The sequence below is a fragment of the Pseudophaeobacter sp. 1A09344 genome (assembly GCF_041008745.1).
GTDB lineage: Bacteria > Pseudomonadota > Alphaproteobacteria > Rhodobacterales > Rhodobacteraceae > Phycobacter > Phycobacter gallaeciensis_A.
Map to the genome: position 1 here is coordinate 205,205 of NZ_JAXGFS010000008.1, position 26,163 is coordinate 231,367.

Sequence of the window (26,163 nt, forward strand, 5' to 3'; positions counted from 1 at the left end):
AGACAGACATGACCATCTTGGTGGATGGCGAACTCGTTCTTTACGGGTTCGTCGGGGATGACTTTTGGGGTGATGGCTTTACCGCATCGCAGGTCATCGACGCGCTGGCGATGCTGGGGCGTGATGCGGACATCACCGTGCGCATCAATTCGGGCGGCGGTTATACCGATGACGGCATTGCCATCTACAACGCCCTGAAGGCACATCGCGGCGATGTTGCCGTGGTGGTCGATGCCATCGCGGCATCGTCGGCTTCGGTCATCGCCATGGCGGGTGACACAATCACCATGCGGGCCGGTGCCCTGATGATGATCCATGACCCAGCCAAGTTCACGTGGGGCAACGCGGGCGACCACGAGAAGTCCACCGAACAGCTGAACAAGCTGGCTGACCTGATGGCTGACATCTACGCCGAACAAACCGGCGAAGATGCCGAAACCATCCGCGAAGACATGAAGGCGGAACTGTGGCTGACTGGCGCGGAAGCGGTGGAACGCGGGTTCGCGACCGACACCGAAGGGGGCCGCGCCAAGGCTGTCGCTGCCTTCGATTACCGGGTTTATTCCCACGCCCCCAAGAAACTCGTGGCCATGGCGAAGAAGGAAAAGTGGTCCTTCGAAGCTGCGACCCGAAACGCGGCGTCCGCCGTGCAACCCCCGGACCATGAAAAGGAGAAACCGACCATGGCACCCAAACCCGAAGCGGCGGACAAGACATTCGCCAATCCGGCCCCCGGTCAGCCGACCGGCGGCGCTGGTGCTTCCAGCGCTGCGGATGTGAAGGCCCGCATCAAAGCCATCACCGAAGCCGATGCGGCAAAGGGGCATGAAGCCCTTGCGAAGCATCTGGCCTTCGATACCGACATGCCCGCCGATGACGCCATTGCGGCGCTGAAGGCGGCAGCAACCGATGCACCGCAGGCGAAGGCCGACGATGCGCCGAACCCCGCCAAGTATCAGGCCAGCCGCAGTGCCGCCGCTGACCTTGCGCAACCCGCGCCGGGCGCTTCGGCAAAGCCGAAGGCCACCATCAACACCGGGGGCATCTATGCCGCCCGCCGTGCCGGAAAGGAGGCATAAGCCATGGAAAATGCAACCATGCAGACCCGCAATCTGGCGTTCCTGCTGTCTGAAGCCGCAGGCCGCCGTTCGCGCAGCATCGTCACCATCGCCAATGGCGCAGGCAAGCTGGCCGCTGGCACCGTTCTGGGCAAGGTGACCGCCACCGGCGAATACGTTCCCGCGCCCGCTGCCGAAGTGGTCGGCAAAGAAGGTGCCGAAACCGCCGTGGCCATTCTGGCCTACGGCGTCGATGCGACCGACCAAGCGGTGGAAGTCACCGCCATCGACCGCGATGCCGAAGCCAAGCTGCCGATGCTGTCTTTCGACGCTTCGGTGGACGATCAAGCCAAAACCGATGCGAAGGTGGCGCAGCTGAACGCTGTCGGCATCCGCGTGCGCTAAGGAGACCGGGACCATGTGGGAAACTGAATTTTCTGTGCTGGCCCTGACGGCTGCAATCAACAATCAGCCGTTCGTGCCGGGCCAGCTTGGCGCGACCGGCATCTTCGATGAAGATGGCGTGGCCGTGACCACCATCAAAATCGAAGAACACAACGGAACGCTGGCGCTGATCGAGCCGACCCCGCGCGGTGGCCCCGGTCAGACCATCGGTGACGATGACCGCCGCGTCATCCCGTTCGAAATCGACCATTACGAAATCAATGATGCCGTGCTGGCCGATGAAACCCAAGGGGTGCGGATGTTCGGCAGTGATGACCAGTTGGAAACGGTCCAGAACCGGGTCGATTCCAAGCTGTCCACCCACGCGCGGGCGCATGACGCCACGCTGGAACACCAGCGGGTCGGGGCCATCAAGGGTGTCATTCTGTCCGGCAAAGGCAAGGTGCTGCATAACCTTTATGACCGCTTCGGCCTTGCCGTGCCTGCGCCGATTGCGCTTGGCATCAATGCGCAGGTGGAAGGTATCGCCACCAAGATCAAGGGCGATGTGGTCTATTCCATCGAAGATGAACTGGACGCGCCCTATGACCACATCCACGCGATGTGTGGCCGCGATTTCCACGATGCCCTGTGGGACCAGAAGGAAGTGCGCGAAACCTTCCTTGCCGACAATATGGGCTATCGGCTGCGCGACGGTGCACCGGATGTGTTCACGGTCGGCAAGGTCACCTTCGAACGCTACCGCACCGGCAAGAAAGCCACCGCTGCAAATGGCGGCGCGGCCTTCATCGCAGCGAATGAAGCGCGGGTGTTCCCGGTCGGTGTGCCGGATCTGTTCATCACGCGCTTCGCCCCGGCGGACCTTGAAGAAACGGTGAACACCATCGGCCTTCCGCGCTACGCGCACCAGTATGCGATGCCGAATGGCAAGGGCCGTCATCTGGACAGTCAGATGAACGCGATTTCGCTCTGCACCCGCCCCGGCGTGCTGAAAAAGCTGACCATCGCCTGACAGCTTTCGAACAGGACAGTGAAGCAAGGCCCGGCGGGAAACTGTCGGGCCTTTGGCTGCATCCCCAAGCGCCCGCACGGCGCTTCGGAATTCAGCCTGTGAAGGAGACAATCATGGCGCAGTCGAAGAAGAAGTGGGTGGCCTTCAAAAGCAATGCCACCGTGCCCGGCGATGTGATGGGCGAAGACAAGGACCAGAAGATGCAGGTCGGGGAACCCACCCAGCTTCCCGAAGCCTATGCGAACCACGTGGTGCAGGATGGCTTTGCGGCGTTCTGTGACGCGCCGAAGAAGGCCGCGCCGAAGAAATCCGGGGGGCAGTCCGCTGAAGAAAAGGCTGCTGCGGAAGCTGCGGCCAAGCTGGAAGCTGCGCAGGCCCGCGTGGATGACCTGAACGCCAAGCTGGGCGAAATGTCCGAAGGCGATGAAGGTTGGGAAGACTTGACCAAAGAACTGGATGAAGCGGTCACAGAACTGACCGCGCTGCAGCCTGCATCCTGATGGACAGCAGTCTTCGCAAAGACCTGATGGCCGAAGTGGATGATGTGTGGTCGGAAGCCGTCCGACATCTTCCACTGGCTGATGGTCGTAAAGACCCGGAACGCGATGCGTTGGAATTCACCGCCGTGCTGCGGACGGGTGACCGCGATGCGGAGCGGATGAACTTCGGTCGCGGGAACAACGCCCGCGCCGGTGTAACGGCGGATGGTGGCCATCTGCGCATCGACCGCGCGGTGCATACCGCGCTGGTGGTCCGCAAGGGTGACAAGGTGGTGGCGCTGGATCGTGATGGCCAGCCGGTGTTCGAAGTGTTGTCGGTCGATGACCGGTCGCACCTTCGACTGATTTGCGAACTTGGGGATGCGAACTGATGTCTCTGACGATGATGGCATTGCGGATAGCGGCGGTTCAAGCGTTGAAGGCTGGTGGCACGCTGGTCGGTGACAACGTGCTGGACAGTCAGATTTCTGCCATCGACCAGACGGCGGATGGTCAGCTGCGCAGCGACCAGCAGCGCCCCTTCATCGCGGTCTATACCGATGCGGCCAAGGCCCAAGATTTGGGTCAGACCGGGCTGCGGTCGAATGGCCGGGTGGACATCATGTTCAACTGCGGCGTGTCGGTCACGATGGCCGAAACGAACAAGGAAACCGGGGAAACGCAAATCGTGGACCTGTTCCCGGCGACCGACGCCAATCTGGAAGCGGTTCTGGATGCGCTGGATGTGCAAATCAGCCGTGTTCTGAACGACCCGGACAACCCGTGGGCGCAGGTCTTCGGGGATTTCGTACAAGCCTATGTGGCTAAGGAACACGTCCGGTCCAGCAGTTCGGCGGAAAATGTGCGCCTCGCTGCAGGGCAGACCAAGCTGACGGTCGATGTCTTTGCTGACCCGCGTCATGGCCAGCCCTTGGTGGAAGGTGGCCCGTGGCCGCGCTTTATGGCGTTGATGGCGGAACATGGCGTGCCGCAGTTGGCGCTGTTCCAGCAGCTGGTAGGTGACCCGGCGTCGAGGGCCTATGAAGATTTCGAGCGGTTGACAGGCATGACCACGCGCGATGCGCAGTCGCTGCGCCTCTACACCTTCGGGGGCGTGGGCCGTGATGTGGTGGTGACCGATGCTGTCAATGAAGCGGTGCCGGTCTGATGGCGGGCCTGCCGGAAATCATTGATGACCTGCGCCGCCGTGTCAGTGAGTTGGAAAGGCGCATCAGGTCGCAGTCCCGCACAGGGGTGGTCGAAGAAGTGGATGCGGCGAAGGGTCTGGCGCGGGTGCGGTTGCTGGACGGTGATGCGCCATTCGTGACCGGCTGGATACCGTGGGAAGAACCCGCAGCGGGTGCGAATAAGACCCACAACCCGCCATCGGTGGGTCAGCAGGTCAAGCTGTATTCGGAATCCGGAGACCTGCATGATGCCAGCATTCAGGGGAGCCTGAATTCAAATGCGAACGGTCGGCCTTCCGGGGCTGGTGATGAATATGTTTTGGCATCGGTGGGGGCTGCCAGTGTGACCATAAGTGGTGGGGGGGCTTCCATGGTTCTCAAGGTTGGCGGCAGCACCGTGACCCTGACGGATGGTGGAATTGTTTTGAATTCGCCACGTATCGACCTGAACTGATGCCTGCGGTCACCAGAAAAGGCGATAGCTGCACGGGGCACGGTTGCTGGCCTCCGCGCGGTAGCACGCAAGGCAGCGGCGATGTTTTTGCAAATGCCATTGCCGTCCATCGGCAGGGCGATGCGTGGGCACCACATACGTGCCCGGCAATACCCGAAACCCACGCTGGCGCGCTGGCCAGCGGGTCGGGAACGGTTTTTGTGAACGGGCGTCAAATCGGGCGCATCGGTGATCCGGTGGACTGCGGGTCAAGTGTCGCCAGCGGGTCTGGCGATGTGTTTGCGGGCGGATAGCCCTAATCCAAGGAGAGACAAATGGACAATTCGAAACCCGCCCCGGCGGACTATGAAGTGACGCAAGCCCGTGAAATCGGTGGCGTGCACCGCACCGTTGGTGAAACCGTCACCCTGACGCCGCTGCAGGCGAAGTATTACCTGCCGCCATATGGCACGGGCCTGAAGGCTGCTGCCGCCAAGGCTGCGGCAAAGCCGAAGGCAGACGCGGAAAAGCCCGCGACAAAGGGCGACAAGTCTGAAGGCTGACTGCGATGGACCTGAACCACGACACCGGGGGTGCGGTCGAAGGGTGGGACCACGTGGTGCAAAGCATCCAGACCATCCTTGCCACGCGGCTGAATGCCCGCGTCTTCCGGCGTGAATTCGGGTCCGAAGTCCCGGCGCTGGTCGATGCGCCAATGAATGAAGCCAATGTTCTGGCGCTGTATGTGGCCGTGGCCGAAGCGCTGGAACGGTGGGAACCCCGGTTCGAACTGACCGATGTTGCCGTGGAAGGTGCAGAAACCGGGGCCATCACCATGACCCTGATCGGCAATCACCGCCCGAACGCTCACAAAGGCGACCTGACCACGGTTGTCGATGACATTCAGACCATCCGCGTCATGCGTGACCGGGTGGAAAATTGGAGCCTTGCCGCATGAGCCGCTTTGCCGCGCTGGACCTGACCACACTGCCGGACCCGACCGCGATTGGCGTGCTGGACTTCGACGCCATTCTGGAAGCGCGACTGGTCGAACTGGAAGCGCAGCTGGCGGGAGTCTTCGATGCACCGAAGGTGGCCGAAGTCATGGCGCTGGCCCGCAACATCGCAGCCAGCCCGATGCGCTATCTGAATGAAGCGGCGGCGGCGCGGGAACTGTATCTGGAAAACCGCATCAATGAAGCGGTGCGGTCGGTGTTCCTGTCCACGGCGCGTGGCGATGACCTTGACCAGATCGGGGCCAATCGCGGCGTGCTGCGCAAGGTGCTGGATGACAGCGACCCGGACAATCCGGTCATGGAGGTAGATGAGGCGTTTCGCGCCCGCATCCAGCTGGTCATCGAAGCGTGGTCGCCGCATGGCACCGAAGGGTCATATGTCTATTGGGCGCTGGATGCCGATGACCGCGTGGTGGACGTTGCGGTCTATGGGCCAAACCACGGACTGGACCCGGCCATTCCGCCCGCCGAACCAAAGATGGTCATCCTGTCCAGCGAAGGCGATGGAACGGCGGATGCGGCGCTTCTGGATGCAGTGTTTCAGCACTGCACAACTGACAAGCGCCGCCCTGTGGCCGACAAGCTGACCGTGGTGTCCGCGCAGCCGGTGCCCTACGCCATCGAAGCGGTTCTGCACGTCACCACCCCGGAAACCGCATCGGCGGTTCAGGCGGCGGCGCAGGCGGCGGTGCAGGCATTCGTAAATGGCCGTATCCGCATCGGTCGGAAACTCTACCGCACGTCCATCGCTGCGGCGCTGAATGTGCAGGGCGTGGTCGATGTCGAACTGGTGTCGCCAGCGGCTGATTTGGACATCGGGCCATTCGATGCGCCCCACTGCACCGGCATCACCGTGACGCTGCAATCCATCACCGGGGGTTGGCGCGATGTTTGATGTGAAAGACACCCTGCTGCCGCCCACGGCCACGCCGCTGGCCAAGGCGCTGGACATCTTGGAAGAACGGCTGTTCGCCTTGCCAGTCCAGATGATTTCTAAAGACCCGGCCACGGTCGATGTCGGTCTGCTGGACCATCTTGCGTGGGAACATTCGGTCGATGTGTGGGATCTGGAATGGCCCGAAGACATCAAGCGCAGCGTCATCGCCGTCAGTGCTGAAGTGCACCGGTTTAAGGGCACGCCCTACGCCATCCGCACCGCGCTTGCGGCTTTCGATGTGGACACCGAACTGCTGGAATGGTTCGAACCCGAAGGCGTGGCAGATGGCCTCGAGGCTGGCAGCTTCAGGGTGACGGCCTACGCGGGCCGGTCGCTCTATGGGCCGAATGAAAACACCATCGACAATCGCATGGTGTACGCAATGAATTCGGTGGTGCAGCGGGTCGCGCCGGTGTCACGCAAGCTGATTTTCCGACTTGGGGAACGCTTCCGCACCGAAAGCTACCTGCGCACCGGCGTGCGTCCAGCGCATCTGCATCAGGCGGACATCGACCCCGGCCCGCGACCTGCGATGGTCGAAGGCGGGCCGATGCTGCGAACAGGGCTGCGCACCCGGCGGGTGTTCAGCGAAACCCATGAACCGCAACCGCGTCCGGCCAAAGCGCCGGTGGCGGCTTTTGTGCGACTGGCGGCGCGAGTTCTGACCGTCAGTCAGGAATTCCATGATGTTCAAAGGAGGGTGAGCTAAGCTAATGCCGACAACACTTCTGACCGATATTGCGGAGGCGAAAATCACCGCCGCCGCCGGGTCGGGAACAGCGGTCGCCATCACGCATATTGCGCTTGGTGACGGCAATGGGGGCAACTACGCGCCCAACTATTCCCAGACCGCCCTGCAGCGCGAAAAGGCGCGGCAGGCCATCCAGACCCGTCACATCGTCGGCACCAATGCGTGGCGCGTGAAAGCGGAATTCGACCCTGACACGCCCGCTTTCGCGGTGCGGGAAATGGGGTTTTTCGATGCCGACGGCGACCTGATTGCCATCTGGGCGGGCAATGATGTGGTGGCCCGTCAGACCGGGGCCATCTCCTATCTGGTGGACCACGTTTTGAGTTTCACCCGCGTCGAAGACGGTCTGGTCATCGTGAATGCGCCGGATGACGTGCTTTTTGATTTGGCCGTGTCCACCGCTGCCAGCCTTGCTGAACTTCACCTCGAACAGTTCCGGCAGTCGGAACGCATCCGCGACCTGCACGGCGCTTACTAAGGAGTCGAAGAATGACAACTTCAACGGAACAACTGAACGATGCGATTGCTGCGCTGAACAGCGCAGCGGGCGCTTACAATGGCAAAAAGACGGAAATCGACAACGCGGTGGCAGCGGCCATCGCTGCTATCCCGAACAATTTCAAGGTGTTCTATGTCGATCAAGTTGGCGGCGATGATGCGTCACCGGGCACTGTAGCGGAACCGCTTGCAAGTATTTCCCGCGCTGTGGCGCTTACCCCGCGCGGTGGAATCTGTCAGGTCAGACTGGCCAGTGATTACATCCTTCAGGAGCGCGTAGAACTGCAACGCATCCAGTTGGAAGTCATTGGTCAAACCGTTCGGCGTGCATTGTTGCTGCGATGGGTCGAAATCGACAATCAGATTGACTATCTCGGCCAGTTCACCCCACTGCACGGTTCCCGCGTCACGCTGCGCGATATTGATGTTGCGTTCCCTGACGATCCAGTTGTGTCGTTTCGTTATGACCACATGCGTGGATTTATCAGCGGCACAGGTGTGGACACCCAATCGAGTGTCGATGCTGCGTTTCACGGATGCACTTTTGACATCGGCGCGAGCACGGTTGGTTCGATATTCGGCAATATTCCCGGCTACATTGTGGTTCGCTTCCTGAATGGCGCTGCCTTCACCGGCAGTTGGGAGGGGCGGATTACCGACCGCGCCGGTGGCGTTGGCGTGGATCCGAATTCCGTGCTGCGCATCATCAATACGAACCTGAGTTGGATTTAAGGAGGCTGTCCCATGCTGGAAGTCAAGCACGAGAACAAGACATTTGCTGCGGAAACCGCCGCCGAATTGACGGCGATGGGTGTGCCGCAGGTGGTTGTTGATGAGGCGCTGGCGCTTCGCCGCCAGAAGGGCATCAGCGCAGAGTGCCGCCGCCGCATCTATGATGTTGCGTCTGTCGAAGCACAGATGAACATGGCTGCGGCGGTCGGGGTCATTTCCGGCAAGACCGCATCCGCGCGGAGCGAGGACGAAAAGTCCATTCTGGCCGGGGCCGAAGCTGCCATAGGGTGGGTTGCCGCGATGCGGGCGGCTGTCGCCACGCTTGCTGCGGATGCTGACGCTGATTTCACGGCTGACGTTGCATGGCCCGATGTGCCGCCGGAAGCTCTGGCCATGATTCAGCACTTCTAGGCGCGGCCTAATGTATGTCTACAAGGCCCGCGTCACTGATGTCTATGACGCGGACACCATCACGGTCGATGTGGACCTTGGGTTCCACGCTTGGCTGCGCAAGGTAAAGGTTCGCCTCTACGGCATCGACGCGCCGGAAATGCGCGGCACGGAACGTCCGGATGGGCTGGTGTCGCGCGACTGACTGCGCGGCGAAATCTTGGGGCGCGACATCGTGATGCGCACCTACAAGGACAGCACGGCCACGGGCAAATATGGCCGCTGGCTGGCCGAAATCTACCGGGCCGAAGGCGATGCTGTCAGCATCAACCAAGAACTGGTGACAAACGGCTTGGCGGTAACGGCAAGCTACTGACCGGGCCGTCTGGCCCATAACCCGACACCGGCGGAAGCCGGGTCATGCCCGGCAGATGCGTGCCGGGTTTTCTTTTGGCAAAGGAGAAAGCAATGAGCTTTGCAAGTTTCCACCACGGCACGCGACTGGCGGAATCCAATGAAACCCCGGTTCTGGTGCAGGTGGCCCAAACCGCCGTTGTCGGCCTTCTGGGCACTGCGCCCGATGCGGACGCGGCCAAGTTCCCGCTGAACACCCCGGTGCTGCTGAAGGGCACGCCCACGGATGCGGCTGGCCTTGGCGACACCGGCACCCTGAAGGATGCGGTGGATGACGTGTTTGACCAGATCGGCGCTTACACCATCGTCATCCGCGTCGAAGAGGGTGTGGATGCCGCTGCCACCATGTCCAATCTGGTGGGCGATGCCACGCAACTGACCGGCGTGCACGCGCTGAAGAAGGCCGAAGCGCAGCTGGGCATCAAACCCCGCCTGATTGCCATTCCCGGCTATACCAGCGGCGATGGTGTGACCGCGAACCCCGTGGTGGCCGAATTGGTCGGGGTTTTGGACCAGCTGAAGGCTGTGGCCTTTGTCGATGGTCCCGACACCACTGACGCGGATGCCATCGCCTATCGCGACCTGATCGGGTCGCAGCGGGTCTATGTCGTAGACCCCAAGGTGCTGGTCTGGGATACCGGCACCAGCGCCTATGTCGCACGCCCTGCATCGGCCCGCTTCGCTGGTGTGCAGGCCCGCGTCGATACCAATCTGGGCTTCTGGCATTCGCTTTCGAACAAGACCATCAACGGCATCGGCGGCGCGTCCCGCACCGTGACCTACGGGCTGCAGGCGAACTATCTGAACGAAAACCACGTGGGCACCGTCATCAACATGGGGTCCGGGTTCATCACGTGGGGCAACCGTGCCGCGACCACCGATGACCTGTGGGTGTTCCTGTCGGTGCGCCGGACGGCGGACTTCATCAATGAAGCCATCGAAAAGGCGTATCTGGAATTCGTGGACAAGCCGTTTTCGGCGGCGAACCTGATGTTCATGCTGGAAAGCGGCAACGCTGCCATGCGGACCTTCAAGGCGTCCGGGGCCATTCTGGGCGGTCGTGTCTGGATTGACGAAACCCTGAACGAACCGACCGAAATGGCGGCGGGCAAGATCACGCTGTCCATGGAATTCGAACCGCCCGCGCCGATGGAAGACATCCGGTTCATCGCGCACCGCAACATCCAGTATTATCTGGAACTGACCAAGGAAGCGCTGAAGGCGGCGGCGTAAGACCGCCCGCCCCGGTGACCGAATAGCCCGAATGCACTGGCGGTGCATTCGGGCCGCAACATCGCGCTGACAAGGAGTAACAGCCATGAAATCCACCCCCGCTTACATCCTGCGGAACTGCGCCCTGTGGGCCAATGAAGACGTGAAGGTCGGTCAGTTTTCCGAAGTCACGATTTCGATGCCGAAGGAAAAGACCGAAAGTTTCCGCAACGGCGGCATGATCAAGGAACGCAAGGCCAGCATGGGCTATGAACATGATGACCTTGAATTCACCCTGACCGCCTTCGACCCGGCCACGCTGAAGCTGATGACCGGCAAGCCCGGCACTGAACATGCCTTCATGGTTACCGGTGCCCATGTCGATGAAGACGGTGTGACGCACAGTGCCGTCTATTACGTGCGCGGTCGCCTCGTCGCGGGCGATGCCGGGAACTGGAAGCCCGGCGACAAGGCCGAACTGAAGTGCACCGTGGTGCAGAACTATGCCAAGCTAGAAATCGACGGGTCCGAAATCTTCGAGATTGACGATTTCGATTTCTCTGTTGGCGGCGTCAGCCAGACCGGCGACATCCGCGCCGCGCTGCTGCTGTAAGGGGGCATCATGGAATATCCCATTGAAGTGACCCTTCAGCGCCCCGTCACCGTCGATGGCAAGACCATCGACAAGCTGGTGTTCGATGAACCCGACCTTGGCACCAGCATCGCGGTCGAAGAGGCAAAGTCGCCTGCAGAACAGACCGCCATCCTGCTGGCAGGCATGGCAGGCGTGGACCGCGCGGTCATGCTGAAGGTCAAGGAAAGCGACTTCCGTGAAATCGGCAAGCGCGTTCTGGAACCCTATCAGGCCCACGTGGCGGCGCAGCGTGGATCTGATGCGGGAAACGGGAAACCGGCAAAGTAGCGAAAGACCTGCGCTTTGCCGCGGGGTTCGTCGCACGGGCGCTGGCGACCCCGCTTCCGCAGGTGCTGGCCATGAAGGTCAGTGAATTCCACATCTGGCAGGACACGGCCCGCGATGTGTGGGATGCGACCCGGCTGAAGCTCGAATAGCGTCAGTCGTCGGACAATGGGCGCTGGAAGGCGTTCAGCTGGTCGCGCTTCATCGGGCGGGTTGGCCCGCTCTGATGTGTCATGGCGCGATAGGTCACCACCAGCAGTGCTGCGAAGGCCAGTGCGCCCCAAAGCCCACCTGCAAACATACCCACAAGGATTGTCGCCGCCACGGCGGCGGCAATCATGAAGATGGCAAAGATCATCGCAAAAATTTCCATGGCCTAAATATAGGCATTTCCCCCTAAAATTGCAATGTGAGTGTGCGAACCATGGCGACAAAGCGCATCGAAACGCAGCTGACCATCAAGGCGGTGGACCAGTATTCCAGCATGCTGCGGAACATGCGGACGGTCACCGGGCGTTTCGCAGATGGTGTGCGCACCGAAATGAGCCGTCTACAGGGCCTGCGCGGTCCGCTTCGGCTGATTGAAGATTTCCGCAAACAGCAGCAGGTGGTCAGCCAATCCGGTGAAGCCTTGGAGCGTGCGCGAGAACGTGTCCGCCAGCTTCAGCACGCCATCACCACCACCCGCAACCCGACTGCGCAGATGCGCCGCGAATTCGAACGGGCACGCGCGACCGCTGACCGGCTGGAACAGCAGCACCAGCAGAACCGCAGGGCGTTGTCCGGCTTGCAGGGACAGCTGCGCCAAGCGGGCGTGAACACTGGTGACCTTGCCGGGGAACAGCGGCGGCTGGCTGGTGCGCTGGATGGCGCGACCACCGCCTTCGGTCGGCAGATGGAGCGCATGCGCCGTCTGGAAATGATGCAGACCCGCATCGCGGAAGCGCGTGAACGCATGGACCGGTCGCTGGCCACGGCGGCAAACCTGTCGTTTGTCGGCAACGCCTCGATGATGACCGGTCGCCGTATCCTGACGGCGCTGTCCGGGCCTGTGCAGCAGGCCATCGAATTCGAAAGTGCGATGTCCGATGTCCGCAAGGTGGTGGACTTCGACGCGCCGGAATCCTTTGCGCAGATGTCCGATGACATTCTGGACCTGTCCACCCGCATTCCCATGGCGGCGGACGGTCTGGCGCAAATCGTGGCGGCTGGTGGCCAGTCTGGCATCGCCCGTGAAGAACTCCTGAAATTTGCGGAGACAGCAGCGAAGATCGGTGTGGCATTCGATATTTCGGCAGCGCAGTCCGGCGATGCCATGGCCAGCATCAAGACGCAGCTTGGTCTGACGGTCGAAGAAACCAGTGCGCTTTTCGACGCGATGAACCACTTGTCAAACAATATGGCTTCGACGGCCCCAAAGGTGCTGGAATTCACCACGCGAGTGGCTGCGGATGGCGAAGTCAAGGGCTTCAATGCGACTGAAACCATCGCATTCGGTTCTGCGATGATCGCGGCGGGCGCTGGCGCAGACGTGGCAGCGACATCGTTTCGCAATATGGGTAAGGCTCTAGCCCGTGGCGCGTCATCCACACCTAAGCAGCGGGCTGCTTTCGAGTCACTCGGTTTGAGTGCGGCAGATGTTGCGAAGCGCATGCAGGAAGATGCGGTTGGCACCACACTGGATGTGATGGAGCGCATAAACCAGCTTCCTGCCCACCTTCAGTCGTCAACTATGTCTCAGATTTTCGGTGATGAGGCGCGGGCATTAACGCCGCTCATCAATCGACTTGATTTGCTTAGAGAGGCATTGGGGCTGGTTTCAGAAGAGCAGCAGTATCTTGGCAGTGCCGAGCGCGAATATGCCGCCCGCGCAGAAACCACGGCGAACAACCTTCAGCTGATGCGGAACCAGATGGCCCGCCTTGGCGTGAGCATCGGGGAAGTCGTTCTGCCGCCGCTGAATGACCTTCTGGAAATGTCGCAGGGCGTCATCGACCGGATGGTGGCGTGGACCAAAGAACACCCAAAGCTGACCAAGTGGCTGGTTATCGGTGCGGCGGCAGTTGGGGGGCTGGCGATTGCCGGTGGTGCCCTTCTGACGGCAGCGGCGGGCCTTATCGGCACCATGGCCGTTCTGCGCTTTGGGTTGGTCGGGCTTGGTGCGCGTGCGGCCTTTGCTGCGGGTGACCTGATGGGCGTTGGTGGCGCGTTTCGTGGACTGACCCGCCTTCCGCGCTTTGCGCTGTCCACCTTGCTAACGCCTGTGCGATGGACGGCAAGGCTGGTGTCCCGCATTCCTTGGGCATTGCTGACGGGTGGAAAATTCGCGCTGTCAGGTCTTGTAACGCCCATTCGGTGGGCGGCAAGGCTGATTCCGTCCATTCGTTGGGCTTCTCTGGCGGGTGGGCTTCGCTGGACTTCGCTGATCCGCCCGCTTTCTTGGTTGGGTCGCGGCGCGTTGCGGTTCATTCCGGTCATCGGCTGGGCGACCCTTGCGGGCGAACTGCTTTGGCATTTTCTGGTTAAGCCTCTGGGGTGGGACAAATACCTGCCGTCGATTGATTGGCAGCGCATCTGGGGTGCCTTTTCTTGGGAAGGCTGGTTGCCGGAAGTCGAATGGTCTGAGTTTGTGTCGGCAATCGACTGGCCGGAATGGATTTCCGATGTCGATTGGTCGCGGTGGCTAACCTTCGAGTGGCTGACCTACATCAGTCCGATTTCATGGGTGCGGTTCATTCCGAACATCCCGTGGTCGGATTGGTTTGGGTTCGAATGGTCGGACTTTCTGCCGGAGTGGAACTGGAACTTCATCGGTGAAATTGATTTCGCCGGTTTGATTAAGTGGCCGGAGCCACCGGATTGGCTGAAGTGGCTGATGGGAACCGAAGACGAAGCTGCAGCGCCAGTCCCGACTGTGATGGATGCTCCCGGCTTCGACCAGTTGCCAGCTGACCAGCGGGCTGCGGCGGAAACAGTGGTGTCGGTGACCCAATCCGGCCCGCTTCCGACCCCGGCGCACCTGCAGGAATTGCGCGACTATGCGGCCAGCCTGCGGGATGAAATCGCGGGCATTCAGGGTGAAATCGACAACCTTGGTCAAGGCCCGATGGCTGACACCATGGCGATGCCGTTGCGGCAGACCATGGACGCCCGCCGCCGGGAACTGCAGGAAGTCGAAGCGGAACTGTCGAATGCTGAAGGGCGTGCGGGTGAACTGACCGCTGCGCTGCAGGTTCTGGACGGCACCGAAGCCGCCCCGGAAATCAGCACGGCATCCATCGACCGGGCGAACGAAAGGGTGGCCCTTCTGCTGTCGCAACTGCGGGCCGTGCCTTCGGCTGGAACGGGGGCCACGGCCACGCCGCGCCCCACCGGTGCCCGTGCTGGTGGTGGATCTGTCCGGATGGGTCTGCCCTATCTGGTGAACGAAAACACCCCGCGTTCGGAGTGGTTCGTGCCAAGCCGGTCGGGTGGCGTTCTGAACGTGGGTCAGGCGCAGGCGGCTTTCAGGTCGCATCTGTCTGGCATTGCCCCGCGTCCAGTCGGTCGCAATCCCGAACTGGCGCGGCTGCATCGTGGGGCGCAGGGGCTTCGCGCTGCCAGCCTTGCGGTTCTGACCGGTTCGGCGCTTGCGGCCCCGGCTGCAGCGCAAGGCGTTTCTGGCGCTGTGCCAAAGGGCAATGTCCGGGTAGAAATCAATGGTGGCATAAACATTCAGGTGCCGTCCGGTGTTTCCGACCCGGAGGCGATTGCTGACCTTGTGTCTGACCGTATCGGGCAGCGTGTCGCGGCCACGATGTCGGCCAGCTTTTCCGACTAAGGGGGTGACATGGCTGGACCTGTGACCATGGCTTTGGGGCCATTCATGTTTCGTGCCCATGGCTTCGGCTACACCGGAGTCGGGCGCAAGCTGGACACCACGTGGGCTGCAATCGAAACTGCGGGGCGGTTGAACGCCCTGCAGTGGACCGGCCCGCGCACTGAAGTGGTGACCATCAATGGCGTGCTGTTCCCGCAGGAATTCGGCGGGGCTGGCACATTGGAAGGCGTGCGGCTGGCCGCGAAATCCGGGGTGCCGCTGATGCTGGTGTCCTTGGGGGGTAAGGTCTTTGGCAGTCACGCCATCCAGAAGGTCGATGAAGACCGCGCGTTCCATGACCGCTACGGCACGCCGGGCCGCAATGCCTTCACCATCGAAGTGAAGCGCATCGGGGCCGGGTTCAGCCTGCTGTCACTGCTGGGGATTTTTTGATGGCCAGTGTTTACGTGACCGCCGCCGGGGATCCGTTGGACCTGATTTGCCTGCGCGAATACGGGGCGCAGGCGGGTGCGGTCGAACGGGTACTCGAGGCGAACCCGCATATCAAAGCCGTGGCCCACCGATTGCCGGTGGGCACTGAAATCACCCTGCCCGACATGGTGGTGCAGGATAGGGCTGGCCAGCCATTGAGGTTGTGGGACTGATGACGCATCCGCGCATTCTGGTGACTGTCGATGGCGTGCCCGTGTCGGGCGCGTTCTTTGACCGGCTTGTCAGCCTGACCATCACCGACCGCGAAGGCATCCGGTCTGACACGCTGGATCTGGTTTTTAATGACGCGGCCCCGCACTTCCAGTCGCCCCGGCGTGGAGCGGTGGTCACCGTCACCATCCTGAACGGCATCAGCGGCGGGTTTGTCGGGGCCTACATCATCGACCGGGTGGAATTCGCGTGCCTGCCCTACACCATCACGGTCAGGGGGCATTCGGCTGACCTGCGGTCGGAAATGAAGGCGAACAAAACCAAGCACTGGGACAATGCTTCGGTGAAGGACATCGTGGAGGAAAAGGCCGGCGACTATGGCCTGCAATCCAAGATTTCCGATGCGGTGTCGGGTCACGTCTATGAATGGATCGGGCAGCAGGACGAATCCGACCTGAACTTTCTGGAACGTCTGGCGCAGCGGCACGGGGCGCTGTTCACCATCAAGAACGGCACGCTTCTTTGGCTGGAACGCGGCACCGGAAAGACGGCGGACGGCACGGCTATTCCGCCATCGCTGGTATTCGTGCCTTCCATCGTCGAAGGGTCGTGCCGGGTGTCGGAAACCGATGTGGACCGGTTTGCAAAGGTCAAAGCCTATTGGCAGGACCGCAAGGGCGCGAAGCGGCAGGAAGTCGTGGTAGATGCCGACCCTGAAGCCAGCGGTGAACACGTCCTGCGCGACCCGTACAGTTCGAAAGAAGAGGCAACTGCTGCCGCCAAGGCCGCCGCCCGCGAAATGATGCGGGGCCTGATTGAAACCGGGTGTTCGATCGTCGGTCGCCCGGCGCTGATGGCGGGTCAGCCTGTCATCTATGCGGGGGTGCGTCCGCTGGCCGATGGCCGTGAATTCATCCTTGACCGGGTGACCCACACCTTCACGAAATCCGGCGGTCTGCGCACCGCTTTCACAGGCAAATTGAAGGCTGAATAACAGTCAAGGGGGCAGGCTTGCTGGGCAAGAGTCTTGAATATTGGGCCGTGGTCATCGGCATGGTTTTCTATGTCATGAGCCGCGACGCCGAACGGGAACCGTTGGCGCGGCGGGCGGTGAAGACCGTGGCGTCCGCGTTCCTGTCCTACGGGCTGTCGCCGACACTGGCCCCACTTGCGCGTGGGTCCGAAGTTCTGGCGGCGCTGGCCATCATGGCGTTTGCCTTGGTGCTGCTGGACACCATCACTGCGCTGTTCGCGGATCGTGAATTCGTCAAGGACATGGTGCGGCGGCGGTTTGGCGGGGGGGCGAAGGATGATTAACACCCGTGCGGCCCTGCGCCAAAACCTTGCGATGATTGTGCTGCTGCTGGCGGTGATAGTCATCAGCGGATTTTCCGCCGCATGGGATGCACTGTCGGGCAAGCGGTGGTTTCGCGACATCACGATGCAGGCCCCGTTCTATGCGGTGACCGCTGAAGCCGAACCGGTCGGTGGTGGGCTGGCCGTGCGCGGCACGATGGTCAAGCGCCGGTGCGAGTATCAGGGGCTTCGGGCCTATGTGGTCCGCGCCAGTGGTTTGCGCGTGCCTGTCGCGTTGGATGTTTCGCCGGAAACCGCCGTCTGGGGTGGCGGATCGCGGCCCCCGTCCGAAATTGCCGAAGCCTGGGGGCCGTGGGTTATTTCCGCGCCGCTCTATGGCCGCGCCGCCGGATGGGAAATCTTCGCGTTCCACCTGTGCCCTGACGGGCGGCTTCAGGTGAACCTGTTTGCGGCTGGCCCGTGGTTGCCCGCGAACTGACCTGACTTTCACAATCGAAGGAGGTGGCAATGGCTGCTGATGCTGTTCAGGCGTCCCTGAGCGGGCGCTTCACCTATCGTGCGGACAAAGGCGAAAGCTGGCGCATCATGGGTGGCGACGGCCCTGTGTCGGGCGATTGCGAAGACTATTCGCTGACGCTGGTCTGGCTCTATGAAGGCCGGTCGATGTGGCGTTTTTGGTGGGCGCTGGTCACCTTCAAGTACGTGCTTTGCCATTGCCTGTCGCCGGGTGGCGCGGGGCATGCCGTGGTCTGGTGCCGTGGGCGCGGCTGGACCGATAACATCCAGCGCCAGCTGGTGTCGCGCGGCGACCTGAAGGCCAAGGGCTATCGGCTGCGTTTTCCCTATCTGTTTCCGCTGGTCGCGCTGAAGTTCCTGCTGCGTCCATTGCTGCAGCGCATCTGACGCGCGGCCCTTCCTGAAAATCGAAACTGAAGCGAGGTGTGACATGCAAGTGTCGGACATCCAGATGCTGCTGGCCGATGTCGGCTGGTACACGGGCGCAATCGACGGTGATGCCGGGCCGAAAACATGGGCGTCGGTGTCGCGTGCAGAACAGCTGCAGGGCACGAATTACCGCGATGCGCCGTCGCGCTGGTCGAAGCGCCGTCGCCTGATTGGTGCCGGTCAGGCCGCGCTGGCGGTTCTTGGCCATGAACCCGGCGTCATCGACGGTTACACCGGGCACGTTACCGCCGAAGCCCTGACCGCGTGGCGCAGCGCCAAGGCGGGCGTGTCTGCAGCGGTGGAACGGTCGCCGGTCACCGGATCGCGCAGCCATCCGAAGCAAGACGCTTTCCCGCGCCAGCGCGACATAGCCGATTTCTATGGCGAAGCCGGTGGTGCGCAGTGCACGGCGGGCAAAGTGGACCTTGCCTATCCCATGGTCATCGCTTGGAACACGCGCCAGACCATCCAGCGGTTTTCCTGCCACGAAAAGCTGGCGCAGCCGCTGACAGACATCTTCCGCCATGCCCTGCAGCATTATGGTCAGGCTGACATCGAACGGCTGCAGCTGAACGTCTTCGGTGGGTGTTTCAATTTCCGCAAGAAACGTGGCGGCAGCACGCTGTCCACCCACGCCTATGGCGCGGCGGTGGACCTGAACCCGGAACAGAACCAGCTTCGCTGGGGTACTGACCGGGCACAGTTCGCCCGGCCGGAATATGAACCCTTCTGGAACATCGTGATGGCCCATGGTGGCACCCCTGCGGGCTTCGCATGGGGCAAAGACTGGATGCACTTCCAGTTCGCGAGGCTTTGACATGCTGAAGTTCTTCGGTCGGTTCATCATCGGCGGTCGGTCGGGCAAGCGGGAACAGGCGTGGGCCGTGTTTCTGTTGTGGTGCTTCGCCTTCGCGTGGATGGCGGCAAAGGAAGCTGCTGGCGTGCCCGTGGATGGCACGCAATCCATCCTGTCGCTGGCTTTCCCCATGGTCATCGCGAACCTTGCGCTGGCCCATGGCATGGAATGGGTCAGCACCCAAACCGGATGGGGTGACGGGCAATGATGGCGGTGGTTCTGCGATATGGCTGGCGGTTCCTGACCAGCCGCATCGGTCTGGCTTTCGTGATCTGCGGCCTGCTTTGGGGCTGGCACGTCTATGACAAGCGTCAAGCCGTCAGCGCGGCCCGCGAAGGGTTTGTGCGCGAATTCGAACTGACCGCCGTCCAGACCAAGCTGGATGCGATGCGCCGCAGGATGGCTGCGGCGAATGAAGCGAACCAATCCCTGCGGGAAAAGGTGCAGGCGGCTGAAGGCGAAGCCCTGCGCTTTGCCGCCGAATTGAAGGCATATGAACGTGACACCCAAGTCAATCCTGAAGGCGTTGTGGATTCCGGTCTTCTTGAGCGCCTGCGGGCAAACTGATATCGCCCGCATTCAGGCCGCTGGTGAGGCGGTCGGGGAAGCGCGTGCGGCACAGGTTCTGCCCGACCTGCCGGAAGACTGCCGCCGCCTGTCATATAGCGGCGTGCGGGAAGGTGACCGGCTGGATGTGGCGGTGCTGAAGGCTGACGCGGCGCTTGCCCGCCAGAACGCCCGCACCACGCGCTGTGCCGATTGGTATGACCATCTGCAGGCCAGTTTGCCTCTCTAATTTCGCTTCCACTCAACTCAGTTCACGCATGAACCAGTGGGTGTTCAAGCTTCCCAACGAATGCCTTCCCGAACAATTCTTGCTGGCTGACCAGCAATCAAACAATTAGCCTTATCAAAACGGCCCGAAACTACGGATCTGGCGCCTACAACTGAGTCATTCCCGACAGATGCGCCTTTTAGTACCAACGCGTTCTCGCCTATCCATACTCGATCACCAATCCGTATTGGTGAGGGATTGTTAACTCTCGCATTTGTCTCGAGGTCAAAGATTTTATGAGCATCAGATGGGCGAAACGAAACTTCGCTAGCAAATAAACAATTGTCGCCAATTTCTACTGATGAACCTTCATGGAGATGACAAAGAATCCGACTCGTACACGTTAGGCTATCGCCTATTCGTAGGCATGCGCCGTTTGCTAGGTAAAAATGTCCTTGTATTCGGCAGTTCTTGCCAATCGAAATCTCATTTCCTTCACCAACTGAAATGACTCGAATTCCATCTGTTTTGGTGGTTGCGTCCACCTCAACCTTGATCCCTGATTGGTTACCTTCAACTTTCAATTTTTAATAGTCCTTTAACCTAATGAGGCATAACCGCCCTATGTTCGCCTATTTGAGCAGGGTTGGCTTGACAGAGCTCGACCATCTTACAGCCACATCGGAGACTATATGGTAACGCTTGCCTTCTGCAAGGGATTAGCCAACGACCCGTGGCATCGGCTTCAGGACGCGGGAATTCGCTTTGCGACCCGTGGCCGGTATAGCCATGTCGAATTCATCGCAGGTGCTGCTGACTTCGGTCAGCCGCTTGAATGCCTGTCATCATCAGGTCGCGATGGCGGCGTGCGGTCGAAGGTGATGGTGCTGAAGCCTGCGCATTGGGATCTTGTCCAGCTGGCTATCGACGCTGATGGTCCGGCGGACTTCATCCGGTCACGCATCGGTGCCCGGTATGACTACACCGGACTGCTGCTATCGCATGTTCTGGCGTTCGGTCGCCATGATGAAGACCGGTGGTTCTGTTCGGAAATCATCGCTGCCGCGCTTGGCCTTCCGAACCCGCAGCGCCTGTCGCCGCAGCTGCTGTTCGATGTGGTCACATGGGGCCACCGCGAAGCCTTGAAGGGCCTCTAGGCATTCACGATACGTTCCGCGATATTTCCGGCTTGGTCTAATCGAAAAGCCGTGTAAAATCAGCGGCATTCCATCTCTTGCAAATCCGTGTACACCGGTTCGATTCCGGTACTCGCCTCCATACATCTTTCTGGTCCCTATATCCTTGATTTGTTATGATGTGTGATGGACGGCGGCACTGTCGCTGACATTACGATTGACATTACAGATGGCATTGTGGGGAGCTGAGGAGTGGACTGGCATCCAGCGAGTGTTAGCCTTCGGAACGGCAGATACTACGTCGTCATGACGGTGCCACGCGAGGCACGTGCCGCAGTGAAGGGGCAGGCACAGGTTCGTGTGGCAGCCAATACGACAGATCGGGCTATCGCAGAAAAACGCCGCTTTGAGTTGGAAGGTCAGCTACGGCAGCGGGTGTTGGAAGCCGTGGGAAAGCATCGGCTAGCTGAGCGTGAGAGCCGATACCAGAGAGCCGTTAAGCTGCTCCATTTGGCTGACAAGCCGTACGACCACGTTTATGAGCCGGAGTTCTGTGATGTGGTAGAGCGGACGTTCTCTGAGCTGCCAGAGACCCCGGATCAGGCAAAACAAGCAATCCATGAGATGGAAAGGTTGGTCTTCGAGCTGCAGGAGCTGGATAGGCGGCCTGCAGATGCTGCTGGCTTTCTCGAGATGTATGAGCGTTTCGATGGCCCACCGCCCAGCGCTGAGGATGCAAGTGCCTCTGTGGAGGCCGCGAAGAGGGAGCTTTCCGCCACTTTTGGATTGGGGGGTGATGTCCTGAGGTTGAAGGCAATGCTCACCCGTTTTGAGCAAACCCTAGAGCTGCGCGTTCGCCAGGGGGATATCAAACAGAAGACGGCCAAAGCCCGGATTCGACATATCCACCAGTTCATTGATCTGGTCGGAGACCTTCCCATTGATGAGGTGGAGGCAAAGCATGCCTACGCCTTTGCTCAGCGCCTTTCGGAGGAGCATGGTAATTCGACCATCAAGACCCGAGTAAGCGATATATCGACCATGCTGGAGGAGGCTGTAAGAACCGGAGACCTAAAGCGCAATCCGTTCGTGGGCCTCAAACTCAGTGGCTATGGCGCAAAGCGACAGAACTACGCGCCGTTGTCCGACGATCTTTTGCATCACCTTTTCTCGATACCGAAACTGCCCGACGAGATACGTGATCTGTGGGCGATATTAGTCTGTACGGGGATGCGCGTTGATGAGGTGGCCTTGTCGTTTGTTCGACAGGTCAAGGAGCAAGATGGGATTCTGTATTTCGATCTACAGGGGGCAGAAGTCAAAACGCGGAGTTCAGAGCGACGGGTGCCGATTTGCGGCATCGTCGCGCCTCTTGTCCGTGGCCTTCTGATGGGGAAGCAGCCGACTGACCGCCTGTTCGACTTTCCGATAAAGGCAGGGGGTAAATCCCGCGCATCCGAGAAGTGTGGCTACTGGATGAAGAAGGTCGACTTAAATCGGCTTTCTGGAGATCCCAAGGCCCGGTACACGACCCACTCTTTGCGCGGCACCTTCAAGGACAAGATGCGGGACGCTGAGGTGGGGCTGGAGGTTCACAACGCCATCTTAGGCCACGACCTGCATACCGTTGCGGCCGGTTATGGGCGAGGTCCGAGCTTGCGGGTAATGAAGGCCGCCGTGGACAAGGCCCCCCACCCATACTTGGATTGGATTCCGGGGGCTGTTGGGACGTTGGCGGGCTAGGAGGTCGTTGTCATCCCATTTAGCAGCGCCACAAACGCCGCCAGCGTCAGCTATTTCGTTGTTTCGTAACCCTACCCCCCACGTCCGTGCGGGACGGTTATGTTGACAAAAACGTCAGACCGGAGGGGAGGGGGCTGTCGTGTATCAGGACTTCGGTCTGTCAACCGGATAAGCCGATCAGACCATGGCGAGAAAGCTTGCGTTGAAGGGTGCAGTTGGAGATGCCTAGGCGGGCAGCTTGCTCCGTGCGGGTGTCAAAGGCTTTGAGTGTGTCTGCCAGGATCTGGCGTTCATACTCGTCGATCTGTTGGCGGAGCGTTCGTGTTTGATGGTGCATGCAGAGGCCTCTTTTTCAGTTCAGACAGGGGACGGAACAGATCCAGCGGTAGCAGGAAGGTAGGCTTGTTCTGGATCCGCCGTTTTATCAGGGAGATGCGGTCTTCCTGGAGATCATCGACGTTCACCCACATCCACTCTGAGAAGCCTTCGGTCGCTGCCAATTCCGGGACATGGATGACGAAGAACACGTCATAGAACATGGCCGCCTCGTTCATCCGGTGGAGTTCCTGTTCATCTAGGTAGATGAGTAGCCGACCTTTGGAGGGGTCCCGCTGTAGCTTCTTCAGCTTCACCTGGGCGAGAGATGCCATGCCTCTGGGCTGGTCCGGCAGGGTGAAAACAATGTCGGGGCTGACGGAGTATCGAAAGCCGTCTTCCGATTGTGCCGATGGGCGGCAAAAGCGGGGTGTGGGGTCTCCCATTGTGGGAACCTTTCCTATCGCCTGTGCCGTGCCACCCATCAGGGCTATCAGGTCCATGAAGGCCTTTTCGGTTTTGTCGCCTTTCTCTTTGCGATCAGAAAAACGTTCCTTCGATTTGAGAGGTGATGGCATTCGGGGATTTACCTGTTTGTTGCTGCTCCCTCCTGTGCAGCGTGGGTTGAAAGTGTGAGATCAATAGCACCAACACCCGACCCTTGGCAGGGCGGGCGAAAGGGTTGGTACTGGCACGGTCGAAGCCGTGACTGTCGCTGGCCTTTAGTCCCGTTGTCCATGTTGTTACGGCAGCGGACCAAACCTGCCTCGTACGGGGATATCGCAGCACTAGCTGCAGCTGCCGGGTGTTAGGGCAGCGGCGGACGATCAGAGTATCTTCGGAGGGAAAAACGGAAAGCAAATTAGCTTTCTCAACGCTTCCAATCAGTATACCAAACAACAATCAAAATGCAAGCTTTTTATGACTTTAGCGCAGCATTCGGCTGGTTGACGATCCTATGCACCTGATCTCTGGCAGAGGCCATATACGACAACCCTATGGGGGTGGGGTGGCAGTCGCCCCTCCAACATCGAGGAAAATACCAGCGACGCATTGGCTAGGATATGGAGCGTCGCGTGGGGGATTAACACGGATCTGCTCTAGTGTTACGTAACATCAAACCAACCTTTGAAAAAACGTAACGATATGACTTCCGGCAAATTCATCTCCTACCTACGAGTGTCCACGGCGAAACAGGGCCGGTCTGGTCTAGGTTTAGAGGCACAGCGCAAGGCCGTCGAAGACTACCTGAACGGCGGGGCATGGCAGATCATCGAAGAGTTCGTGGAGATCGAAAGCGGGCGAAAAGACAGACGTCCGAAACTGGCAGAAGCCATCGCTCTGTGCAGGGCAACGGGAGCTACCCTGGTTGTGGCTAAGATTGACCGGCTGACACGGAATGCTGCTTTCCTTCTTTCGCTTAAAGAGGCCGGAATCGAGTTTGTGGCAGCGGACATGCCGGACGCCAACCGGCTAACGGTAGGTATTATGGCTCTGGTTGCAGAACAGGAGCGGGAAGCGATCAGCAGAAGGACGAAAGAGGCTCTGGCAGCGGCAAAAGCCAGAGGCGTTCAATTAGGCGCGTACAGCGCCGGTAAGTTTGTTGGCAGGGTGGGAACTGCTGAGGACGCCAAGAGGGCGTCGCAGGCCCGTACGGAGCGTTATCGGCGGTCTGCTGCAGATAAGGTTTCCTTGCTCCAGCGCATTGACCCTGACGGTTCTATGTCGCTCCGACAGATTGCAACTCATCTGAATCGAATGGGAGTGCCTACAGTATCAGGGCGGGGGGGCTGGTCAGCCAATTCAGTGCGGAGGCTCCAACGATATACCAGCTAAAGCTATTTCACACGGAGGTTTCGTTGGAGCAGCCCCTTGATCACCTCGTGATTGGGCGATACCGCCAGCCTCTGAAAGCCTGAAGCAAAGCATAGGCAAGAATCAGGTGAACGACAAAGCCGTTAAAGGTCGCAGACATCAATCGAATATACACTTCGTAGCCAAAAACGACGGCTCCTAAGATGATGGCAATCAATACAAATGCTCGTTTTCCAAGGTATACGGGGACAGCAAGTGAAGCCAAGGCCGCCGCTACTAGGTAGCCACCGGTACCCTGTGTCGCATGGGCAAAGAACGCCATCGAGCCAGCGATCCAAATTACGACAAGCAAGGCCCATCTCATTGCTTTGCGGGCTTCCTCTGGTTCTTTCAACGGCCCAAAGTTGTGGCCCCAAAAGTCTCCCCAAATTGGTTCTCGTTTTCTCTGTTCTGTCATGTCTAGTTTAGCTCTAGTTATTTCGATTAGTTGTCTGCCGGATGGCATCCGGCTCGAGCTAAATTGATATCATGTTGCTGAAACCGCAACCACTTCTACGCGTTCGAGGCAGGTTGCGCAGAGTTGCACATCTCCACCTGTATTCGACCTACTGCGGGCAGGAGACACGCTCGTGGTGCGATGGGTGGACCGCTTGGGACAGAACTACCAGGACGTGACGGATACCATCCGGGAGTTCATGCGTCGGGGGGGGGGGTCGTACCGTGATCAACAACATGATCTACGACGGATCGACTACAGACCCGATGCAGGAGGCCGTGAGAGACGCGCTGATAGCCTTCATGGCCGCAACAGCCCAAGCACAGGCGGAAGCCACTAGAGAGGCGCAGAGAGCTGGTATAGAGGCCGCTAAGGGCGATCCTAAGAAGTACCGGGGCAAGAAGCCTAGTTACGACCAGAAGGCCCTGGAGGCGGTTCTGAGCATGGCAGGGGAGGGGGGTGGCACCGCTGCTATCGCGCAAGCTACGGGGTTAATCCGGCAGACCGTGCTTCGGATCAAAGGGGATCCGACTGCGGCACATGAAGCTGTAAAACGGTGGGCGAGTTGGTGCGTCGTTTAAAGGTCAGAAAGCTGGCAACGGGTGGTGGACATTTCTGACCCACTTGCAACGTTCATTGAAAACTAGGCGCCTGGCCCACAGATAAATGCTACCCGGTACAGCCTTTAGTTGTGAGTTCCGAGGGCCAACAGTAGGAGACCATCATGGACGCCGAAGTTTTAGAACTTTTCAATCGGCTTTTTCAGATCGAAGCCAAGGACTTTGACCTGCTCCCCTGAAAAGTCCGCGGTTTGAAGTTAGCCTGTTCTCCAAACGAGGAGACAAACGATGCGGAAGAGC

39 protein-coding genes and 1 pseudogene are annotated in these 26,163 nt (G+C 60.1%); 35 read left to right on the forward strand and 5 right to left on the reverse strand.

The genetic code is table 11. From position 1 onward, the window contains the following. Nucleotides 1–8: 8 nt before the first annotated feature. The 20 genes from SM765_RS15365 to SM765_RS15460 all read left to right on the forward strand — a co-directional run bounded on the left by SM765_RS15365 (nucleotide 9) and on the right by SM765_RS15460 (nucleotide 11,446). Nucleotides 9–1,079 (forward strand): head maturation protease, ClpP-related, encoded by a 1,071-nt coding sequence (locus tag SM765_RS15365; RefSeq protein ID WP_368981591.1) that lies wholly within the window; start codon nucleotides 9–11, stop codon nucleotides 1,077–1,079. Between the two features lie 3 nt (nucleotides 1,080–1,082). Next, complete coding sequence (locus SM765_RS15370; protein WP_368981592.1) at nucleotides 1,083–1,463, forward strand: head decoration protein; 381 nt, start codon at nucleotides 1,083–1,085, stop codon at nucleotides 1,461–1,463. A gap of 13 nt (nucleotides 1,464–1,476) precedes the next feature. Then, entirely contained in the window at nucleotides 1,477–2,475 is a 999-nt protein-coding gene (locus SM765_RS15375) for a major capsid protein (RefSeq protein ID WP_368981593.1), read from the forward strand. A 113-nt stretch (nucleotides 2,476–2,588) separates the two neighbouring features. Beyond that, nucleotides 2,589–2,975: a hypothetical protein gene (locus tag SM765_RS15380; protein WP_368981594.1), complete on the forward strand. Its 387-nt coding sequence runs from the start codon at nucleotides 2,589–2,591 to the stop codon at nucleotides 2,973–2,975. After that, complete coding sequence (locus SM765_RS15385) at nucleotides 2,975–3,346, forward strand: hypothetical protein (RefSeq protein ID WP_368981595.1); 372 nt, start codon at nucleotides 2,975–2,977, stop codon at nucleotides 3,344–3,346. The genes SM765_RS15380 and SM765_RS15385 overlap by 1 nt, the downstream gene beginning before the upstream one ends. Further along, nucleotides 3,346–4,122, forward strand: a complete 777-nt coding sequence (locus SM765_RS15390; RefSeq protein ID WP_368981596.1) for a hypothetical protein — start codon at nucleotides 3,346–3,348, stop codon at nucleotides 4,120–4,122. The genes SM765_RS15385 and SM765_RS15390 overlap by 1 nt, the downstream gene beginning before the upstream one ends. Beyond that, the gene (locus SM765_RS15395) at nucleotides 4,122–4,595 is read left to right on the forward strand and encodes a phage baseplate assembly protein V (RefSeq protein ID WP_368981597.1); all 474 of its coding nucleotides are present in this window, start codon (nucleotides 4,122–4,124) and stop codon (nucleotides 4,593–4,595) included. Before SM765_RS15390 ends, SM765_RS15395 begins: the two co-directional genes overlap by 1 nt. Next, the gene (locus tag SM765_RS15400; RefSeq protein WP_368981598.1) at nucleotides 4,595–4,888 is read left to right on the forward strand and encodes a PAAR domain-containing protein; all 294 of its coding nucleotides are present in this window, start codon (nucleotides 4,595–4,597) and stop codon (nucleotides 4,886–4,888) included. The genes SM765_RS15395 and SM765_RS15400 overlap by 1 nt, the downstream gene beginning before the upstream one ends. Before the next feature lie 21 nt (nucleotides 4,889–4,909). Next, the gene (locus tag SM765_RS15405) at nucleotides 4,910–5,137 is read left to right on the forward strand and encodes a hypothetical protein (protein WP_368981599.1); all 228 of its coding nucleotides are present in this window, start codon (nucleotides 4,910–4,912) and stop codon (nucleotides 5,135–5,137) included. A gap of 5 nt (nucleotides 5,138–5,142) precedes the next feature. Then, nucleotides 5,143–5,532 carry a GPW/gp25 family protein gene (locus SM765_RS15410; RefSeq protein ID WP_368981600.1) on the forward strand — a complete coding sequence of 130 codons (390 nt, stop codon included), beginning with the start codon at nucleotides 5,143–5,145 and terminating at the stop codon, nucleotides 5,530–5,532. Continuing rightward, the gene (locus SM765_RS15415; RefSeq protein ID WP_368981601.1) at nucleotides 5,529–6,485 is read left to right on the forward strand and encodes a baseplate assembly protein; all 957 of its coding nucleotides are present in this window, start codon (nucleotides 5,529–5,531) and stop codon (nucleotides 6,483–6,485) included. Before SM765_RS15410 ends, SM765_RS15415 begins: the two co-directional genes overlap by 4 nt. Continuing rightward, complete coding sequence (locus SM765_RS15420) at nucleotides 6,478–7,236, forward strand: phage tail protein I (RefSeq protein WP_368981602.1); 759 nt, start codon at nucleotides 6,478–6,480, stop codon at nucleotides 7,234–7,236. Before SM765_RS15415 ends, SM765_RS15420 begins: the two co-directional genes overlap by 8 nt. Nucleotides 7,237–7,240: 4 nt before the next feature. Further along, entirely contained in the window at nucleotides 7,241–7,756 is a 516-nt protein-coding gene (locus SM765_RS15425) for a phage tail-collar fiber domain-containing protein (RefSeq protein WP_368981603.1), read from the forward strand. Nucleotides 7,757–7,767: 11 nt separating this feature from the next. Continuing rightward, nucleotides 7,768–8,508 (forward strand): hypothetical protein, encoded by a 741-nt coding sequence (locus SM765_RS15430; protein ID WP_368981604.1) that lies wholly within the window; start codon nucleotides 7,768–7,770, stop codon nucleotides 8,506–8,508. Between the two features lie 12 nt (nucleotides 8,509–8,520). Next, nucleotides 8,521–8,919, forward strand: coding sequence for a hypothetical protein (locus tag SM765_RS15435; RefSeq protein WP_368981605.1), 399 nt, complete (start codon nucleotides 8,521–8,523; stop codon nucleotides 8,917–8,919). Nucleotides 8,920–8,929: 10 nt separating this feature from the next. Beyond that, nucleotides 8,930–9,103 (forward strand): thermonuclease family protein, encoded by a 174-nt coding sequence (locus tag SM765_RS15440; RefSeq protein ID WP_368981606.1) that lies wholly within the window; start codon nucleotides 8,930–8,932, stop codon nucleotides 9,101–9,103. A 33-nt stretch (nucleotides 9,104–9,136) separates the two neighbouring features. Further along, nucleotides 9,137–9,274: a thermonuclease family protein gene (locus SM765_RS15445; RefSeq protein ID WP_368981607.1), complete on the forward strand. Its 138-nt coding sequence runs from the start codon at nucleotides 9,137–9,139 to the stop codon at nucleotides 9,272–9,274. Between the two features lie 92 nt (nucleotides 9,275–9,366). Beyond that, nucleotides 9,367–10,545 (forward strand): phage tail sheath subtilisin-like domain-containing protein, encoded by a 1,179-nt coding sequence (locus SM765_RS15450; RefSeq protein WP_368981608.1) that lies wholly within the window; start codon nucleotides 9,367–9,369, stop codon nucleotides 10,543–10,545. Nucleotides 10,546–10,630: 85 nt separating this feature from the next. Then, entirely contained in the window at nucleotides 10,631–11,137 is a 507-nt protein-coding gene (locus SM765_RS15455; protein WP_368981609.1) for a phage major tail tube protein, read from the forward strand. 9 nt (nucleotides 11,138–11,146) lie between these two features. Beyond that, complete coding sequence (locus SM765_RS15460) at nucleotides 11,147–11,446, forward strand: phage tail assembly protein (RefSeq protein WP_368981610.1); 300 nt, start codon at nucleotides 11,147–11,149, stop codon at nucleotides 11,444–11,446. Nucleotides 11,447–11,597: 151 nt separating this feature from the next. Here the strand turns inward: SM765_RS15460 and SM765_RS15465 are convergent, their stop codons facing one another. Continuing rightward, nucleotides 11,598–11,801: a hypothetical protein gene (locus SM765_RS15465; protein WP_368981611.1), complete on the reverse strand. Its 204-nt coding sequence runs from the start codon at nucleotides 11,799–11,801 to the stop codon at nucleotides 11,598–11,600. A 66-nt stretch (nucleotides 11,802–11,867) separates the two neighbouring features. On the opposite strand from SM765_RS15465, the gene SM765_RS15470 reads away from it, so the two are divergent. The 11 genes from SM765_RS15470 to SM765_RS15520 are packed head-to-tail and all read left to right on the forward strand — an operon-like array spanning nucleotide 11,868 to nucleotide 19,819. Beyond that, nucleotides 11,868–15,263 carry a phage tail tape measure protein gene (locus tag SM765_RS15470; protein ID WP_368981612.1) on the forward strand — a complete coding sequence of 1,132 codons (3,396 nt, stop codon included), beginning with the start codon at nucleotides 11,868–11,870 and terminating at the stop codon, nucleotides 15,261–15,263. Between the two features lie 9 nt (nucleotides 15,264–15,272). Beyond that, nucleotides 15,273–15,695, forward strand: coding sequence for a phage tail protein (locus tag SM765_RS15475; RefSeq protein WP_368981613.1), 423 nt, complete (start codon nucleotides 15,273–15,275; stop codon nucleotides 15,693–15,695). Beyond that, nucleotides 15,695–15,907 (forward strand): tail protein X, encoded by a 213-nt coding sequence (locus tag SM765_RS15480; RefSeq protein WP_368981614.1) that lies wholly within the window; start codon nucleotides 15,695–15,697, stop codon nucleotides 15,905–15,907. The genes SM765_RS15475 and SM765_RS15480 overlap by 1 nt, the downstream gene beginning before the upstream one ends. Continuing rightward, nucleotides 15,907–16,899 carry a phage late control D family protein gene (locus tag SM765_RS15485; RefSeq protein WP_368981615.1) on the forward strand — a complete coding sequence of 331 codons (993 nt, stop codon included), beginning with the start codon at nucleotides 15,907–15,909 and terminating at the stop codon, nucleotides 16,897–16,899. The genes SM765_RS15480 and SM765_RS15485 overlap by 1 nt, the downstream gene beginning before the upstream one ends. Nucleotides 16,900–16,916: 17 nt before the next feature. Then, entirely contained in the window at nucleotides 16,917–17,222 is a 306-nt protein-coding gene (locus SM765_RS15490; RefSeq protein WP_368981616.1) for a hypothetical protein, read from the forward strand. Next, nucleotides 17,215–17,700 carry a hypothetical protein gene (locus tag SM765_RS15495; RefSeq protein ID WP_368981617.1) on the forward strand — a complete coding sequence of 162 codons (486 nt, stop codon included), beginning with the start codon at nucleotides 17,215–17,217 and terminating at the stop codon, nucleotides 17,698–17,700. The genes SM765_RS15490 and SM765_RS15495 overlap by 8 nt, the downstream gene beginning before the upstream one ends. 29 nt (nucleotides 17,701–17,729) lie before the next feature. Next, complete coding sequence (locus SM765_RS15500; RefSeq protein ID WP_368981618.1) at nucleotides 17,730–18,125, forward strand: hypothetical protein; 396 nt, start codon at nucleotides 17,730–17,732, stop codon at nucleotides 18,123–18,125. A 43-nt stretch (nucleotides 18,126–18,168) separates the two neighbouring features. Beyond that, a complete protein-coding gene (locus tag SM765_RS15505; RefSeq protein ID WP_368981619.1) occupies nucleotides 18,169–18,984 on the forward strand; it encodes a M15 family metallopeptidase in 816 nt (271 codons plus the stop codon). 1 nt (nucleotide 18,985) lies between these two features. After that, complete coding sequence (locus SM765_RS15510) at nucleotides 18,986–19,231, forward strand: hypothetical protein (protein ID WP_368981620.1); 246 nt, start codon at nucleotides 18,986–18,988, stop codon at nucleotides 19,229–19,231. Beyond that, nucleotides 19,228–19,590 (forward strand): hypothetical protein, encoded by a 363-nt coding sequence (locus tag SM765_RS15515; RefSeq protein WP_368981621.1) that lies wholly within the window; start codon nucleotides 19,228–19,230, stop codon nucleotides 19,588–19,590. The genes SM765_RS15510 and SM765_RS15515 overlap by 4 nt, the downstream gene beginning before the upstream one ends. Then, entirely contained in the window at nucleotides 19,568–19,819 is a 252-nt protein-coding gene (locus SM765_RS15520; protein ID WP_368981622.1) for a hypothetical protein, read from the forward strand. Before SM765_RS15515 ends, SM765_RS15520 begins: the two co-directional genes overlap by 23 nt. A gap of 44 nt (nucleotides 19,820–19,863) precedes the next feature. Here SM765_RS15520 and SM765_RS15525 read toward each other — a convergent pair whose 3' ends face one another. Then, the gene (locus tag SM765_RS15525) at nucleotides 19,864–20,382 is read right to left on the reverse strand and encodes an acyltransferase (RefSeq protein ID WP_368981623.1); all 519 of its coding nucleotides are present in this window, start codon (nucleotides 20,380–20,382) and stop codon (nucleotides 19,864–19,866) included. Between the two features lie 108 nt (nucleotides 20,383–20,490). Between SM765_RS15525 and SM765_RS15530 the strand changes: the two genes are divergently transcribed. Together SM765_RS15530 and SM765_RS15535 are read left to right on the forward strand one after the other, a co-directional pair. After that, nucleotides 20,491–20,955 carry a hypothetical protein gene (locus SM765_RS15530; RefSeq protein WP_368981624.1) on the forward strand — a complete coding sequence of 155 codons (465 nt, stop codon included), beginning with the start codon at nucleotides 20,491–20,493 and terminating at the stop codon, nucleotides 20,953–20,955. 285 nt (nucleotides 20,956–21,240) lie between these two features. Further along, nucleotides 21,241–22,677, forward strand: a complete 1,437-nt coding sequence (locus SM765_RS15535) for a site-specific integrase (protein WP_274838284.1) — start codon at nucleotides 21,241–21,243, stop codon at nucleotides 22,675–22,677. Between the two features lie 160 nt (nucleotides 22,678–22,837). On the opposite strand, the gene SM765_RS15540 is transcribed toward SM765_RS15535, so the two are convergent. Together SM765_RS15540 and SM765_RS15545 are read right to left on the reverse strand one after the other, a co-directional pair. Beyond that, nucleotides 22,838–23,014, reverse strand: coding sequence for a helix-turn-helix domain-containing protein (locus SM765_RS15540; RefSeq protein ID WP_368981625.1), 177 nt, complete (start codon nucleotides 23,012–23,014; stop codon nucleotides 22,838–22,840). Beyond that, on the reverse strand, nucleotides 22,968–23,570 hold the full coding sequence (locus tag SM765_RS15545; protein WP_274838283.1) for a hypothetical protein: 603 nt from the start codon (nucleotides 23,568–23,570) through the stop codon (nucleotides 22,968–22,970). Before SM765_RS15545 ends, SM765_RS15540 begins: the two co-directional genes overlap by 47 nt. Nucleotides 23,571–24,120: 550 nt before the next feature. Here SM765_RS15545 and SM765_RS15550 point away from each other — a divergent pair. Next, on the forward strand, nucleotides 24,121–24,828 hold the full coding sequence (locus SM765_RS15550) for a recombinase family protein (RefSeq protein ID WP_274838282.1): 708 nt from the start codon (nucleotides 24,121–24,123) through the stop codon (nucleotides 24,826–24,828). Between the two features lie 40 nt (nucleotides 24,829–24,868). On the opposite strand, the gene SM765_RS15555 is transcribed toward SM765_RS15550, so the two are convergent. Further along, nucleotides 24,869–25,264: a hypothetical protein gene (locus tag SM765_RS15555; RefSeq protein ID WP_274838281.1), complete on the reverse strand. Its 396-nt coding sequence runs from the start codon at nucleotides 25,262–25,264 to the stop codon at nucleotides 24,869–24,871. A 139-nt stretch (nucleotides 25,265–25,403) separates the two neighbouring features. Between SM765_RS15555 and SM765_RS15560 the strand changes: the two are divergent. Next, nucleotides 25,404–25,884 (forward strand): annotated as a pseudogene (locus SM765_RS15560) (recombinase family protein); the annotation flags it as partial. Between the last annotated feature and the right edge of the window lie 279 nt (nucleotides 25,885–26,163).